The organism is Microbacterium luticocti DSM 19459 (assembly GCF_000422405.1).
Classification (GTDB): domain Bacteria; phylum Actinomycetota; class Actinomycetes; order Actinomycetales; family Microbacteriaceae; genus Microbacterium; species Microbacterium luticocti.
Window position 1 is genome coordinate 51,213 of sequence record NZ_AULS01000002.1, and the last position, 14,208, is coordinate 65,420.

Below are 14,208 nucleotides of genomic sequence, written 5' to 3' on the forward strand. Positions count from 1 at the left end.
GTCAGCCGTGGGTACGCACGGTCAGCCCGGCGCCAGTCCCGAGGAGTTCGCGGTCACGCAGCAGGTCCAGAATGTGCGCATCGAGCCGGTCATGAATCTCTCTTTCAGCCTCGCTGTCTGATGCGGAGAAGCCGCAGCGTCGCCAGCGTGAACCGCGTCGAGTCTCAGAACCGAGCATCCCGATCCTTTCCTTCCTGCTCTCCTCCGGTGGCGTGTCGAGCTGTCTCACTTGCACGTCATCATGTCTATCTCTCGGCGCGGCCAGATCCTTACAAATGAGTTCGCGCAGGGCGCGGCGGATTCATCGATAGCCTCGTACGGGATGCGCTGCCCAGCCCATCCGACCTGGCGAAGGAGAGCTGTGACCCGACGACTGGCCGCCGCGGCGGTGCTCGCGGCCCTGTGGCTGCTGTGCGGACTCGGCCCCTACCTGCTGCAGTTCGCCGGCGGGCAGGCGGCGACGCTCGGGCGGATGATCCCCTCCCCCATGCGCGGCGGATTCTTCGGCGTCCCCGTCGGATGGGCGGTCACGGTGCACGTGATCGCGGTGGTGCTCGTCGCAGCCGCCTACACCATGCTCTGCGGCTGGCTGGCCCGCGACGGCCGCGTGTCGTTCGCCTCCGGGTGGCTCGCCGCTGTACTCACCGGCTTCACCGTCGGCGGCGTGCTCGATGCCGGCGAGTTCGTCACCACCGTTGCGCGCTCGGGCGTTCGGGGTGCCCTGTCGCTGCTGGGCGCCGCATCCCTCGCCGTGTTCTGGGGCCTGGTCGTCGGCTGGATCCCCGCGCTCATCGTGCGGGGTGGCGCGACCACGTCGTCACCGCGCGTTGCGACCGTCACCGCGTCGACCGTGGCCGTGCTCGCCGCGATCGCCCTTCCGTTGTCGTCACAGGCGGCCGACGCCGCCGCCCAGACCGCGCTGCAGCAGGCTCGCGCCCAGCAGCAGGCGCAGGCTGACCCGAGTGGGGCCCTTGCTCCCGACCCGGATGCCACGGGTGAACCGGTACCGCAGGTCGCGGCATCCGCCGACCCGGCCCCGGCCGGTGCGTGCGCGGTCACCGACATGACCCTCATGGCGCCGGCGTCGGACGCCGCCACCGGCCACCGCGTGCAGCCGCTGCAACTGGTCAACGTGGCCGACCACCCCTGCACACTCACGGGGTACCCCGATGTCGCCTTCGGCGATCAGAACGGCCACCTGCTGGCACTGACCGTGCGCCACGGCAGCTCGTTCATGGCCACCGACCCGGGCCCGAGCCGGATCACGCTCGCACCGGGCCAGACCGCCCGCGCCGCCATCGCGTGGGATGCGAACTCGATGCACGGCCAACTGGTCGCCCGCGCCCTCTGGGTCGCGCCCTGGGCGGGGCTGAACCGCTCACGCTGGGACGTCGACCTCGACATCATCCCGGGCACCACCCTGCAGGTCACCGCGTGGCAGACCGGCACCCCCGCCGCCGGCTGAGCCGAGCCAGGCTCTGAAGCGGGCCGTGCGCGCCCGATCGTCGGCTGCGGCGGACATGGCTGTTGCAGCGCGGCCAGAAAGCATACACAGTGCATATAGCTCTATACTGAGCGTATGTCTGGACTTCTGCAGATTCGTGACGTGCCCGACGAGACACGGCGCACACTCAAGTCACGCGCGGCCGCCCAAGGGTCGTCGCTCAACGCGTTCTTGCTCGAGGTGCTGCGCCGAGAAGCAGCCCAGCCCAGCGTCGCCGAGGTGCTCGCGCGCGCGGCCGCCCGCGCGGAACGCGCCACGGCGCCGGCACGAGCCGCGCTCGAATCCGAGCGTGCGCAGGCGGAGGCATCCCGCCGGTGATCGTCGCGGACTGCTCGGCGGTGGTCGACGCGCTCACCGGCGCACCCGGATCGCACGAGGTTCGCACCGTGCTTGCCGATGGCGACCTGCACGCGCCGACGCTGCTCGATTATGAGGTGCCCTCGGCGTTGCGCGGGCTGGTGCGCCGAGACGAGATCAGCACGACACGGGCGGTGGAGGCGTTGGCCGACTTCGACGCCCTGCCGATCCGACGCTGGAACTCGGCGCCCGCGCTGCGGGCACGGGTGTTCGCGATGCGGCACACCATCACCGCCTACGACGCGGCGTACGTCGCCCTCGCCGAGGCGCTCGGCTGCCCCCTGCTCACCCGCGACGTGCGGCTCGCCCGAGCGGCGGGAGCATTCGCCGAGGTGCAGGTGCGGTGACCGCGCCGCGGGCGGGTCAGTTGGTCAGGCCGCTGTAGGCGTGCAGGCCCTTGAAGAAGACGTTGACGACGGCGAAGTTGAACAGCACCGCGGCGAAGCCGATGATCGACAGCCACGCCGAACGGGTGCCGCGCCAGCCGCGGGTCGCCCGCGCGTGGATGTAGCCGGCGTAGAGCACCCAGATGACGAACGTCCACACCTCTTTGGTGTCGAAGCCCCAGAACCGGCCCCACGCGTCGTTGGCCCAGATCGAGCCGGCGATGAGCGTGAACGTCCAGAAGATGAAGCCGACGATCGCGAACCGGTAGGCGAGCGACTCGAGCGTCTCAGAGCTCGGCAGGGTGCGCAAGAAGCCCCAGGCGCGCACCGGCGCGCCGTCGGCGGCGGCGAGCTTGCGCTCGCGCCGGGTCTGCATCAGCTGCAGCACCGACAGCCCGAACGTGAGCGCGAAGAACGCGGTCGACAAGGATGCCACGAACACGTGGATCACCAGCCACGGGGACTTCAGCGGGTCTGACAGCGGCGCCACCTGCACATAGAACGCGAACACCGACCCGCCCAGCAGCAGCACCACCAGCCCGGTGATCAGCGCCCCGAGGAACCGCAGGTCGTAGCGGAACAGCACCGCCAGGTACACCGCCACCACGAGCATGGTGCCCGTCAGCGCGAACTCGTACATGTTCGCCCACGGCACCCGACCGGCCGCGATGCCACGGGTGACGTCGCCGCCGACGTGGAAAAGGAAACCCAGCCAGGTCAGCGACGTGCCGATGCGCGCGAACACCGGCCGCACGCGCTGTGACGGTGCGACCGCCAGCGAGGTGGGCCCGACCGGGGCCACCGAGCCGCCCCCCGCAGCCACGAGTTCGCGCTCGCGCACCGCCGCGGCATCCTTCTCGTCCAGCGTCTGCGCCGAGCGCCGGGCCAGGTCGATGGTGTACGCGATGAAGGCGAGGGCATAGATCGCCACAGCCGTCCAGACCAGCAGCAGCGAGACGTCGTCGAGGGAGGGCATGGCGTTCAGTCTACGCTCGGGGCGACGCGGCCAGATCGCCGGCCGCGTGGCCGCCGGCGTGCTCGAACGCCTCGCCGTGCTTGCGTTCCAGCGCCTCGACCGCGGCCGCGAGGGTGGGATCCTCACCGCGGGCAAGGCCCGCGTACTCGAGCGTCAACGTGGCACCCTGCGGCGTCGCCTTCACCCACATGCGCCGGCGTGGCACGAACAGCGCGAGCATGAGGCTGCCCAGCGCCAGCAGAGCGAAACCGAGCACCCAGGGTGCGGCCACGTCACGGTGGATCGACAGCGACGCGAACCGCTTGACCGACTGCGAGGCATCCGTCGCCCCCGCCGGCGACGCGTCGTCGAACGTGATGGTGCCGAGCCCGTCGGGCAGCTCGGCGGTGTGGCCGGGCGCCAGCTCGATGGACTTCACGCCGGTGGCGCCGCCGGTCAGCTGCGTCATGCCCGACGTGTCGAGCTCGTACACCGACCGCGGCACGCCGTTGTCGATGCCCAGGTCGCCCTCGTACACGTTCATGGTCAGCACCGGGTTCAGCAGCGCCGGGTACACCGACGTGAACGCCCCCGACGCGTTCGCGGTCTGCGTCGGGTAGAAGAACGACACCATGCCGACCTGTTTCGCGAGCCCGTCGGGCACCTTGATCACACCGAGCGAGGTGAGGTTGTCGTCCTGCGGCAGGAACGGGATGCTGTCGTGGAAGACGACCTTTCCGGACGGGTCGCGCACCGTCACCGTCGGCGCGTACCCGTTGCCCATCAGGTACACCCGGTCGCCGGCGATGTTCAGCGGATGGTTCACCCGGATCTGGTCGTCGACGGGCTTGTGCCCGGGAAGCGTGGTGGTCAGGTGCGCGACGAAGTCGCCCGCCTGCCCGGCCGACTCGCCGCCGAACGGCTGGTAGGTCACGTCGAACCGGTCCAGGCGCATCGTGTACGGGGTGAGCGCGTCGGGGTCGACGAACCGTCCGGGGTTGAACGACGAGTAGTCGGTGCCCACCGAGTTGACGAACGTGGTGCCCTCGACGATCACCCGCTGCCCGGTGTAGGTGTAGCCGCCGCCGATGCCGACGGCGATCAGCACGCCCAGCAGCGCGATGTGGAACAGCAGGTTGCCGGTCTCGCGCAGGTATCCACGCTCGGCCGACACCGAGAACGAGCCGCGGCCGTCGTAACGCTGCACGCGGTACCCGCCGGCTTTCAGCTGCGCGGCGGCGAGGTCGACGGCACGGGATGCCTCGGCCTGCGGGTCGACGCCGGGTGCCAGTTCGACGATCGAGGTGCGGTGGTCGGCCAGGCGCGCCAGCCTGGCCGGGGTGCGCGGCGGCCGGGCGCGCAACGCCTTGAGGTGGTGCTTGACGCGTGGGATCACGCAGCCGATCAACGAGATGAACAGCAGGATGTAGATCGCCGAGAACCACGCCGACGTGTACACGTCGAACAGCTGCAGCTTGTCGAGGATCGGGGCGAGGTCGGGGTTGTCTTGGAAGTACTTGGTGACGCCGTTCGGGTCGGCGCTGCGCTGCGGCACGATCGAACCGGGCACCGCCGCGATCGCCAGCAGCAGCAGCAGCACCAGTGCGGTGCGCATGCTCGTCAGTTGCCGCCAGCCCCAGCGCAGCCAGCCGATGACGCCCAGCCGGGGCGAGACGACGTCGGTCTGCCGTCCGTCGACGTGGTCGGCCGGACGCAGCGGGTCGGTGGCGGCATCCGTCGCCTGCGGCGCGTCAGATCGCGGGCGTGACACTGCCGATCACCCCCTGAAGCGAAGCCATGAGCACTCCCCACACCCCGGTGACCATGAGCACACCGAGGATGATCAGCACCGCGCCGCCGATGAGGTTGACGGCACGGATGTGGCGGCGCAGGAACGCCACCGAACGGGTCGCCCAGCCGAAGCCGAGCGCGATGAGCAGGAACGGGATGCCCAGGCCCAGCGAGTACGCCAGACCCAGCACGGCGCCGCGCGAGGCCGACGCCCCGCCCAGCGACATGTTGATGATGACCGCCAGGGTCGGGCCGATGCACGGCGCCCACCCGACACCGAGCGCCAGGCCCAGCAGCGGCGCGCCGACAAGGCCCAGGTTGCCGCGCACCTCGGGTTTGAACGTGCGCTGCGCGAACCCGAACAGACCCACGAACACCAGCCCGAGCAGGATGATCACCACACCCATCACCCGGGTGATGACGTCTTTGTAGCGCAGCAGGAACAGGCCGAGCGAACCGCTGAAGATGTTCACGGCCATGAACACGACGGTGAACCCGGCGATGAACAGCAGCACGCCCAGCACCAGCCGGCCGCGGCCGGTGGCCTGGCTGCGCCGCGGTGCCACCGCTCCCCCGATGAAACCCAGGTAACCCGGCACGAGCGGCAACACGCACGGCGACAGGAACGACACCAGGCCCGCCAGCACCGCGATCGGGATCGCCACCCAGAGCGCCCCGCCGGCGACCAGGTCGGTCACGACTCGTCCAGCGCGGTCTTGACCAGCGACGCCAGGATCGAGGCATCCGGCAACGCGCCGATGATGCGGGCGGTGGGGCGGCCGTCGGCGCCGAGCACGACCGTCGAAGGGGTCGAGCTCAGCGGCACGATGCCGGCGAACGCGGCGGTGACCGACTTGGTGTCGACGTCGATCACGCTCGGGTAGGTGATGCCGAACTCCTTCGCGAAGCTCTGCGCGGTCGCGGCCTGGTTGTACGTGTTCACACCGAGGAACGCGACATCCTGCCCCTGATACTGCGCGTACACCTTCTCGAGCACCGGCGCCTCTTGGCGGCACGGCGCGCACTCGGCGTACCAGAAGTTCACGACGGTGACCTTGCCGGCGTAGGTCTTGTTCGACACGGCCGTGCCGTCATCGAGCGTGCCGGCGAACCGCACCGCGGCCGGACGGTCGTCGCCGTGGTACTCCTTGACCGCGAAATCGCCCGCGATGTAGCCCTTGTCGGATCCTTCGCGGTACTGCGCGGCCAGGTCGTCACCCGCGCCGCTGCAGGCGGTCAACCCCGCCGCGAGCATGAGAGCGGCGACGACGGATGCCGCAGCCTTCGCCCACCGGGTGCGCCCGGTCCACCGGTTGTTCACACGGCCCCCACATCGACAGTTCCCGCGACGGTGGCGGGCTCGGCGTATGCGACCTCGACCCAGCCGTCGTCGAGCCGCTCGAAGCTCGTCACGCTCGACAGCGCGCAGCGGCGCCGGCGGGGGTCGTGCCGGGCCGGCAGGCCCGCGACGTGCAGGTGCGTCACCCAGATCGGCAGCTGGTGCGAGACGATCACGACGTCTCCGGTCTCGGCCCGGGTCCAGGCATCCGCCATCGCCGCCTCCATGCGGGCGATGACCTGCGCGTACGGTTCGCCCCAGCTGGGGGTGGCGGGGCTGCGCAGGTGGCGCCAGTTGAGCGGGTTGGCCAGGGCCCGCCGCATCCGCCGGCCCTCGAACACGTTGGTGGGCTCGATGACGCGCTCGTCGATCACCGGTTCGATGCCGAACAGCTCGGTGAACGGCTCGGCCGACTCGCGGGTGCGCTGCAGCGGCGAGCTGATCAACGCGGTGACCGGGCGGTGCAGGCCGTGCACGTACTGGGCGGCCTGCCGGGCCATCTGGCGCCCGGCGGCGCTGAGCCGGTAGTTCGGCAGTCGCCCGTAGAGCACGCGGCGGGGGTTGTGGACCTCCCCGTGGCGCACGAGATGAAGGCGATCGGCGGGCACGCGCCCCAGTCTACGGCGCGCCCGCTTCAGAGCGCGCTGAGAGCTGGGCCAGCAGCTCGACCAGCAGGCGCTCGGTGAGCGGATGCGGCAGCGCCTCGATCAGGGCCAGGAACGGCGCCATCCGCTCGGGCAGGGCGCCGCCGCCACCGCCGCCGTCGACACCGGCCGCGTCCACCCCGCCCAGGCCGATGCCGGCCAGCAGCGCGCCGGCGGTGTCGGAGTCGAGTCGCTCCGGCAGCGACCCGGGCAGCCCGGCCAGCAGCGACGCCGGGTCCACCGGCGGCACGCCCCGCACCGCGTCGGCCGCGGCGACGAGTGCCGGCACCAGCTCGCCGAGACCCGCCTCGGTCACCGGCGTGACGGTCAGGTGCGCGGTGTGCGGCAGGCGGATGCCGCCCGGCTGCACGAGACCCGGCTGCTGCTGCAGCATCCACCCCGCCTCGCGCACCCGATCGGCCCAATGGTGCGGGTCGACGCGCCGGGCGGCGGGCACGGTCTGGTCGGTCGCGACCGCGAACAGCGGACCGGCGGGTTCGCCGACCACGCGCAGCCCCTCGATGCCGCCGACCACGTCGCGCAGCGCATGCGTGGCGCGGGCGGCCTGCGCGGCCAGGTCGCGGAAGCCGTCGGCGCCCAGGGCGCGGATGATCGCCCACGCGGCGGCGAGCGCGGCGGCCGACTTCGAGCCGAGCAGCGTGGGATTGACCACCGGGTAGCCCGGCCAGTCGGTGGTGGCGAAGTATTGTGCACGGTGCCGGTCACGGGTGGCGTGCAGCAGCACGCTCACCCCCTTGGGCGCGTACCCGTACTTGTGCAGGTCGGCCGACAGGCTGGTCACACCCGGTACCCGCAGGTTCCACGCGGCGACCGGGTCGGGCCAGAAGGGCAGCACCCAGCCGCCGATGCACGCATCGACATGGCACGAGACGCCCGCGTCTGCGCATGCGGCGGCGACCTCGGCGATCGGGTCCATCGCCGCGAACGGATACGACGGCGCCGACACCACCACCAGCGCCACGTCGGGCCCCAGCCGGTCGGTGATCGCCGACGCGTCGAGCGTGCCGGTCGCGGGGTCGACCGGCACGCCATCGAAGGTCAGGTCGAACAGCTCGGCCGCCTTGCGGAAGGCGGCGTGCGCGGTCACCGGGGCGAGAAGGCGGGGGATGCCGCGGCCTCCGCCCGTGCGCCACAGATCCCGCGCGGTCTTCACCGCGAGCAGGCACGACTCGGTGCCGCCGCTGGTGACCGTGCCTGCGGCATCCGTGCCCGCACCGAGGATCTCACAGGCGAACGCGAGCACGTCGCGTTCGAGGGCGGCGACCGACGTGAACGTGGTGGGATCCAGACCGTTCACCGCCTGCATGCGCCGCGCCGCCTGCGCGGCCAGCTCGTCGAGGTCGGGCCGGCCGGCGTCGTACACGTACGAGAGCACTCGGCCGCCGTGGGTGGGTGCGTCGGCGGCACGCAGGGCGTCGAGCTCGGCGAGGATCGCTGCATCATCGAAGGTCACGCCGCCAGCCTATGACCGGCGGCTCCTGCCCCGCCCGCCACGCACGGATGACGGATGACGGATGACGGCGCAGAATGGCACCGTGCCCACCGCTGCGTATCTGTCGACGTACTGGTCGACCCCGGTCGACGACCTGGCGGTATCCCTCTCGTCCGGCCCCGGCGGGCTGAGCGCCGCGGCCGCGCAGGCGGCGCTGCCCACCACCCGCGCCCGCGCGGTGTCGACCCGGCGCCGCACCGGATCGTGGCGGATGCTCGCGCACCAGTTCACCAGCCCGATCATCCTCATCCTGGTCGCAGCGACCGTGCTCTCGGGCGTGCTCGGCGACGGGACCGACGCGATCATCATCCTCGTCATCGTGCTGCTGTCGGGGCTGCTCGACTTCGTGCAGGAGCGCGGCGCCGCCGGCGCGATGGACGAACTGCTCGGCACGGTGCGCCTGACCGCCACCGCGCTGCGCGGCGGCGCCCGCACCGAGGTGCCCTTCGACGAGGTCGTGCCGGGTGATGTGATCGTCGTGGCCGGCGGCGACATCCTGCCCGCCGATGCCGTGGTGCTCACCGCCACCGGGCTCGAGGCCGACCAGTCCACGCTCACCGGCGAGACGTTCCCGGTGCCCAAAGCGCCCGGCGTCTCGCCTGCCGGCGCGCCGCTGGCCGCCCGCAGCAACGTGCTGTACAGCGGCACACACATCGCGAGCGGCTCGGGCACCGCACTGGTGGTGGCGACCGGTCGTGACACCGAGTTCGGCCGGGTCATGCAGTCGATGCGTGCCAAGCCGCGGCCGACCGGGTTCGAGCGCGGCATGACCCGGTTCGGGCTGCTGCTGACCCGGGTGATGGTCGTGCTGGTGGTCGCGATCTTCGCGTTCAACCTCGTCGTGCCCCGCCCGATCGTCGATTCCGCGTTGTTCTCGCTGTCACTGGCGGTCGGCCTCACGCCGCAGCTGCTGCCGGCGATCGTCGGCATCAGCCTCGCCCAGGGCGCCCGCACCATCGCCCGGCACCGGGTAATCGTCAAGCGGCTGAACGCGATCGAGGACTTCGGCGCGATGACGGTGCTGTGCACCGACAAGACCGGCACCATGACCCAGGGGCACATCCGGCTGTCGGGCTCGCTCGCGATCGACGGCACGCCCTCGCCGGCGGTGCTGCGCACTGCCTCGTGGAACGCCGGCCTGCAGCAGGGGCTGAGCAACCCGATGGATGCCGCGATCATCGCGGCCGCGAAGGCCGCGGGCATCGATCCGGCCGAGGCATCGGCCCTCGGCGAGCTGCCCTACGACTTCGACCGCAAGCGGCTCTCGGTGCTCGTGGACTCGCCGGACGGGCGGGTGCTCGTCACGAAGGGCGCCGTCGGGCCGGTGCTCGACGTGTGCACGCACGCCCGCGCCGCCGACGGCGCGCAGACCCCGATCGGCGACGCCCGACCAGGCGTCGAGCAGGTCGTCGATGCCCTCGGCGCGCAGGGCATGCGCGTGCTGGCGGTGGCGACCCGGCCGCTGATGGCCGGCACGTGCACACCCGCCGACGAGTCCGGGCTGACCCTGATCGGGCTGCTGACCTTCGCCGACCCGGTCAAGCCCGAGGCGGCGGCCACCATCCCCGATTTCGCCGCCGCGGGAGTCGCGGTGCGGATGATCACCGGCGACGCCCGCCCGGTCGCCGCGCACATCGCGGGCGAGCTGGGCCTGGACCCGAGCGCGATCCTCACCGGCGGGCAGATCGACGCCCTGGACGATGACGCGTTCGCGCGGGCCGCGGCATCCGCCCACATCTTCTGCGAGACGAGCCCGCACCACAAGGAGCGGATCATCCGCGCGCTCAGCCGGGCCGGCGAGACCGTCGGCTACCTGGGCGACGGCATCAACGACGCCCCGGCGCTCAAGGCCGCCGACGTGGGCATCTCGGTGACCGGCGCGGCGGACGTCGCCGCCGAATCGGCCGCGATCGTCATGCTCGCCAACGACCTGCGGTCGCTGCTGGACGGGATGCGCCAGGGCCGGCGCACGTTCGCGAACACCATGAAGTACATCTTCATGACCACGAGCGCGAACTTCGGCAACATGATCTCGATGGCGATCGCGTCGATCGTGCTGCCGTTCCTGCCGCTGCTGGCCGCCCAGATCCTGATGATCAACCTGCTGACCGACCTGCCCGCCACCGCGATCGCGACCGACAACGTCGACGCCCGGCAGCTGGCCCGCCCTCAGCGGTGGAACATGCGGCTGATCCGCAACTACATGATCGTGTTCGGCCTGGTCAGCAGTGTGTTCGACATCGTCACGTTCATCGTGCTGCGGGCGGGATTCGGCGCCGGCGAGCACGAGTTCCAGAGCGCGTGGTTCCTCGGGTCGGTGCTGACCGAGGTGTTCGTGCTGTTCGTGCTGCGCACCCGGGGCCCGTCGTGGCGCAGCCGGCCGGGCGGCACGCTCACGCTGCTGAGCGTGCTCGTGGTGATCGTGACCTTCGCGATCGTGCTCACCCCGGTGGGCGGACCGCTGCGGCTGACCGTGCCGCCGGCGAGCCTGGTCGCGCTGGTGGTGCTGATCGCCATCGCTTACTGTGCGGCGACCGAGCTGACCAAGGTGGTGTTCTGGCGCGTGCCCGCGCACGCGCACCCGGTGCGCCCGGGCAAGGATGTGGCATCCGCTCGCCCGCACCCGTGACGCTGCGAGGACCGGAGCCCCCGCCGACCTCGCGGACGGCGTGGCGGGCGCTTCGGTCGACACGACCGGCGCTTCGGTCGACACGAATGGTGGCCTTCGGTGCGCTGCAGCAGCCATTCGCGTCGACCGAACGACACGACGCGTCGACCGAACGACACGAACGGATGCCACCGGCCCAGGCGCCGCGGGCGACGTCGCACCATCACGGGTGTGGCTCGACCCGCCGCCCGGGCCGTGGCATCCCGCCCCGTAGACTTGACGCTTGTGACCGAACGCATCCTCGTCGACCAGCTCGCCGCCCGCACCGACGGCCCCGTCCTCGTCTCCGGGTGGGTCGAGACCGTCCGCGACCAGAAGAAGGTGCAGTTCGTCATCCTGCGCGACGAGACCGGCGCGGTGCAGCTGGTGAACCCGGCGACCCGGCCCGACCCCGAGAAGGCGGATCAGGATGCCGCAGCCCTCGCGCTCACCGACACCATCTCGAACCTCGCCCACGGCACGTTCCTGACCGTCACCGGCGACCTGAAGCACGACGAGCGGGTCAAGCTCGGCGGCATCGAGATCAAGATCGCCTCGATCGAGGTCGCCGCGCCGGCCCTGCCCGAGACGCCGATCGCGGCCGATTCGAGCCTCGACAAGCGCATGGACTGGCGCTTCCTCGACCTGCGGCAGCGCCGCAACAACCTCATCTTCCGCGTCTCGACCACGCTCGAGCACGCGATGCGGCAGTACTGGGTCGACCGTGGCTACATCGAGATCCACACCCCCAAGCTGATGTCGAGCCCGTCGGAGTCGAACGCCGAGCTGTTCAGCCTCGACTACTTCGGCGAGCAGACCGCCTACCTGGCGCAGAGCCCGCAGCACTACAAGCAGATGGCGCAGGCGGCCGGGTTCGGCAAGGTGTTCGAGATCGGCGACGTGTTCCGCGCCGACCCCAGCTTCACCAGCCGCCACGCCACCGAGTTCACCAGCGTCGACGCCGAGCTCAGTTGGATCGACTCGCACGAGGACGTCGCCCGCATGCAGGAGGAGCTGCTGCAGACGGCGATCCGAGCGGTCAAAAACGCGCACGGCGACGAGATCGCCGAGCTGTTCGGCATCGACGTCGTCGTGCCGGCGCTGCCGTTCCCCCGCATCCCGCTGGCAGAAGCCCGCGAGATCGTCGCCGCCCGCGGCTACGAGAACCCCCGCACCGACGGCGACCTCGACCCTGAGAGCGAGCGCCAGATCTCGGCGCACGTGGCCGAGACGTACGGGCACGAGTTCGTGTTCATCACCGACTACCACCCCGAGATCCGGCCGTTCTACCACATGCGCGACGAGGCCACCGGACTCACCCGCAGCTACGATCTGCTGTTCAAGGGCGTCGAGATCACCACCGGCGCGCAGCGCGAGCACCGCATCGACGTGCTCGAACGGCAGGCGCTCGAGAAGGGACTGAAGCTCGAGGGGCTGGAGCACTACCTCGACTTCTTCCGCTACGGAGTTCCCCCGCACGGCGGGTTCGGCATGGGCTTGGCCCGCGTGCTCATGCTGCTGCTGGGCGAATCCTCGATCCGCGAGGTCACGTTCCTGTTCCGCGGCCCGACACGCCTGGCGCCGTAAGTCGGTCTGACACAGGCCTCTCGCGCGCGGCGCGCGCCGTAAGTCCCTTCCGCCGGGGCGCCGCGACCGCTACCGTGATGCTCGGCGGGTGTGGGACCCGCCGCACTCGACGGAGAGGGGCCGCTCATGGCCGGCACGTTCGAACTGTGGACCGACAAGGGTGGCGACTGGCGCTTCAACCTGAAGGCGTCCAACGGGCAGGTCATCGCGACCAGCCAGGGCTACTCGTCCAAGGCGTCGGCCATGAAGGGCATCGACTCGGTGCGCAAGAACGCGCCCGACGCCGGCGTCACCGAGATCGAGAGGTAGCTCACACCTCGTAGTCGACCGCGACACGGTCGCTGACGACGCTGCGCACGAACGCGACCACCTTCCGGTGCTCGGGGTGCACGGCATACGCGTCCAGCGCCGCACGGTCGGCGAAGTCGGCGACCAGGGCGACATCCCAGTTGCCCTCGACCACGTTCGCCCCGGCGTGCAGCGCACCGATCGTCGGCACCACGCCGACCAGGGCGTTCAGCCGCTCGGCGATCTCGCCGGCCTGCGCCGCGCGGGTCGCGGCATCCGGCGCCGCCAGCTTCCACGCGACGACGTGTCGCAGCGTCATCGCGGCACCGCCACGGCATCCTGCAACGCGTCGCGCAGCCGGTCGGGCGCGACGCGCCAGTGTGCGTGCAGCCGCCCATCGATGAGCACCACCGGGATCTTCTCCCACCACTGCGCATACAGCGCCGCATCGTCGGCGATCGACAGTCGCTCGAGCTCCACGCCGGCGGCGACCTCGTCGGGCAGCTCGTCGAGCACCTGCTCGATCACCCCGTGGGCGACATCGCACAGATGACAGCCGGGCTTGTCGATGAGGGTGAGCGTGGTCACGTGCTCCATCCTACGGCGACGGATGCCGCGGCCCGCCCGCCGCGGTCAGCGCTCGATCTCGTAGCCGGCGGCGATCCACTCGCCCGTTCCGCCCTCGACGTTCGTCGCGTCGTGGCCGCGCGCCTGGAGCGCCTGCACCACCCGGGCCGAGCGTCCGCCGGCCTGACAGATGACGTGGAACGGTTCGTCGGGCAGCTCGTCGAGGTGGTCGCCGAGGGTCGACATCGGCAGATTGACCGCACCGGGCACATGACCGGCGGCGTACTCGTCGGCCTCGCGCACGTCCACGAGCGGGACGCCGGCGCTCTCACGCAGCTGCTGCACGGTGATCGTCTTCATGTCGTCCTTCCGGGATGACGCGGCTTCGCGCCGGGATGACGCGGCTTCGCGCCGGGATGACGCGGCTTCGCGCCGGGTACACGAAGCGCCCGTCCGGATGGACAGGCGCTCGGTGTCGGGCCGCTTACTTCTTGTTGCGACGCTGGTGGCGGGTCTTGCGAAGCAGCTTGCGGTGCTTCTTCTTCGCCATGCGCTTACGGCGCTTCTTGATGACAGAACCCACGGAAAACCTCACTATGTCAGGGGTCTGGACGCAGGTGTCCGCGTCCG

17 protein-coding genes are annotated in these 14,208 nt (G+C 71.0%); 6 read left to right on the forward strand and 11 right to left on the reverse strand.

Going from position 1 to position 14,208, the window contains the following annotated elements:
- Position 1 precedes the first annotated feature (1 nt).
- On the reverse strand, positions 2–229 hold the full coding sequence (locus H577_RS17525) for a hypothetical protein (RefSeq protein ID WP_156876539.1): 228 nt from the start codon (positions 227–229) through the stop codon (positions 2–4).
- A gap of 132 nt (positions 230–361) precedes the next feature.
- Between H577_RS17525 and H577_RS0103130 the strand changes: the two genes are divergently transcribed.
- The 3 genes from H577_RS0103130 to H577_RS0103140 all read left to right on the forward strand — a co-directional run bounded on the left by H577_RS0103130 (position 362) and on the right by H577_RS0103140 (position 2,208).
- Positions 362–1,465: a DUF4232 domain-containing protein gene (locus H577_RS0103130; protein ID WP_029144716.1), complete on the forward strand. Its 1,104-nt coding sequence runs from the start codon at positions 362–364 to the stop codon at positions 1,463–1,465.
- Positions 1,466–1,579: 114 nt separating this feature from the next.
- Complete coding sequence (locus H577_RS0103135; protein ID WP_029144717.1) at positions 1,580–1,822, forward strand: FitA-like ribbon-helix-helix domain-containing protein; 243 nt, start codon at positions 1,580–1,582, stop codon at positions 1,820–1,822.
- On the forward strand, positions 1,819–2,208 hold the full coding sequence (locus tag H577_RS0103140; RefSeq protein WP_029144718.1) for a type II toxin-antitoxin system VapC family toxin: 390 nt from the start codon (positions 1,819–1,821) through the stop codon (positions 2,206–2,208). The genes H577_RS0103135 and H577_RS0103140 overlap by 4 nt, the downstream gene beginning before the upstream one ends.
- A gap of 16 nt (positions 2,209–2,224) precedes the next feature.
- On the opposite strand, the gene ccsB is transcribed toward H577_RS0103140, so the two are convergent.
- The 6 genes from ccsB to H577_RS0103170 are packed head-to-tail and all read right to left on the reverse strand — an operon-like array spanning position 2,225 to position 8,450.
- The gene (ccsB, locus tag H577_RS0103145) at positions 2,225–3,223 is read right to left on the reverse strand and encodes a c-type cytochrome biogenesis protein CcsB (protein ID WP_029144719.1); all 999 of its coding nucleotides are present in this window, start codon (positions 3,221–3,223) and stop codon (positions 2,225–2,227) included.
- Between the two features lie 10 nt (positions 3,224–3,233).
- Positions 3,234–4,973 carry a cytochrome c biogenesis protein ResB gene (gene resB / locus H577_RS14905; protein WP_036283612.1) on the reverse strand — a complete coding sequence of 580 codons (1,740 nt, stop codon included), beginning with the start codon at positions 4,971–4,973 and terminating at the stop codon, positions 3,234–3,236.
- On the reverse strand, positions 4,954–5,691 hold the full coding sequence (locus H577_RS0103155; RefSeq protein ID WP_029144720.1) for a cytochrome c biogenesis CcdA family protein: 738 nt from the start codon (positions 5,689–5,691) through the stop codon (positions 4,954–4,956). The genes resB and H577_RS0103155 overlap by 20 nt, the downstream gene beginning before the upstream one ends.
- Positions 5,688–6,314: a TlpA family protein disulfide reductase gene (locus H577_RS0103160; RefSeq protein WP_029144721.1), complete on the reverse strand. Its 627-nt coding sequence runs from the start codon at positions 6,312–6,314 to the stop codon at positions 5,688–5,690. The genes H577_RS0103155 and H577_RS0103160 overlap by 4 nt, the downstream gene beginning before the upstream one ends.
- A complete protein-coding gene (locus tag H577_RS0103165) occupies positions 6,311–6,940 on the reverse strand; it encodes a histidine phosphatase family protein (protein ID WP_029144722.1) in 630 nt (209 codons plus the stop codon). The genes H577_RS0103160 and H577_RS0103165 overlap by 4 nt, the downstream gene beginning before the upstream one ends.
- A gap of 10 nt (positions 6,941–6,950) precedes the next feature.
- Positions 6,951–8,450 (reverse strand): pyridoxal phosphate-dependent decarboxylase family protein, encoded by a 1,500-nt coding sequence (locus tag H577_RS0103170; RefSeq protein WP_029144723.1) that lies wholly within the window; start codon positions 8,448–8,450, stop codon positions 6,951–6,953.
- Between the two features lie 82 nt (positions 8,451–8,532).
- Here H577_RS0103170 and mgtA point away from each other — a divergent pair, with 82 nt between their 5' ends.
- The 3 genes from mgtA (at position 8,533) to H577_RS0103185 (ending at position 13,032) form a co-directional block, all read left to right on the forward strand.
- Entirely contained in the window at positions 8,533–11,118 is a 2,586-nt protein-coding gene (mgtA, locus tag H577_RS14910) for a magnesium-translocating P-type ATPase (protein WP_211217883.1), read from the forward strand.
- A 264-nt stretch (positions 11,119–11,382) separates the two neighbouring features.
- A complete protein-coding gene (gene aspS, locus H577_RS0103180; protein ID WP_029144724.1) occupies positions 11,383–12,723 on the forward strand; it encodes an aspartate--tRNA(Asn) ligase in 1,341 nt (446 codons plus the stop codon).
- Positions 12,724–12,813: 90 nt separating this feature from the next.
- On the forward strand, positions 12,814–13,032 hold the full coding sequence (locus H577_RS0103185) for a YegP family protein (protein WP_245570321.1): 219 nt from the start codon (positions 12,814–12,816) through the stop codon (positions 13,030–13,032).
- 1 nt (position 13,033) lies between these two features.
- Here H577_RS0103185 and H577_RS0103190 read toward each other — a convergent pair whose 3' ends face one another.
- The 4 genes from H577_RS0103190 to H577_RS17255 form a co-directional block, all read right to left on the reverse strand.
- Positions 13,034–13,330, reverse strand: coding sequence for a Dabb family protein (locus tag H577_RS0103190; RefSeq protein ID WP_029144726.1), 297 nt, complete (start codon positions 13,328–13,330; stop codon positions 13,034–13,036).
- Positions 13,327–13,599 (reverse strand): glutaredoxin family protein, encoded by a 273-nt coding sequence (locus tag H577_RS0103195; protein ID WP_029144727.1) that lies wholly within the window; start codon positions 13,597–13,599, stop codon positions 13,327–13,329. The genes H577_RS0103190 and H577_RS0103195 overlap by 4 nt, the downstream gene beginning before the upstream one ends.
- Positions 13,600–13,644: 45 nt before the next feature.
- On the reverse strand, positions 13,645–13,938 hold the full coding sequence (locus tag H577_RS0103200) for a rhodanese-like domain-containing protein (protein ID WP_029144728.1): 294 nt from the start codon (positions 13,936–13,938) through the stop codon (positions 13,645–13,647).
- 124 nt (positions 13,939–14,062) lie between these two features.
- A complete protein-coding gene (locus H577_RS17255) occupies positions 14,063–14,161 on the reverse strand; it encodes a 30S ribosomal protein bS22 (protein WP_003792170.1) in 99 nt (32 codons plus the stop codon).
- Positions 14,162–14,208 lie beyond the last annotated feature (47 nt).

Bases quoted from the DNA above. Each gene is read 5' to 3' on its own strand.
- ccsB (WP_029144719.1), bottom strand. From the start codon at position 3,223: ATGCCCTCCCTCGACGACGTCTCGCTGCTGCTGGTCTGGACGGCTGTG.
- H577_RS0103135 (WP_029144717.1), top strand. From the start codon at position 1,580: ATGTCTGGACTTCTGCAGATTCGTGACGTGCCCGACGAGACACGGCGC.
- H577_RS0103190 (WP_029144726.1), bottom strand. From the start codon at position 13,330: ATGACGCTGCGACACGTCGTCGCGTGGAAGCTGGCGGCGCCGGATGCC.
- H577_RS0103200 (WP_029144728.1), bottom strand. From the start codon at position 13,938: ATGAAGACGATCACCGTGCAGCAGCTGCGTGAGAGCGCCGGCGTCCCG.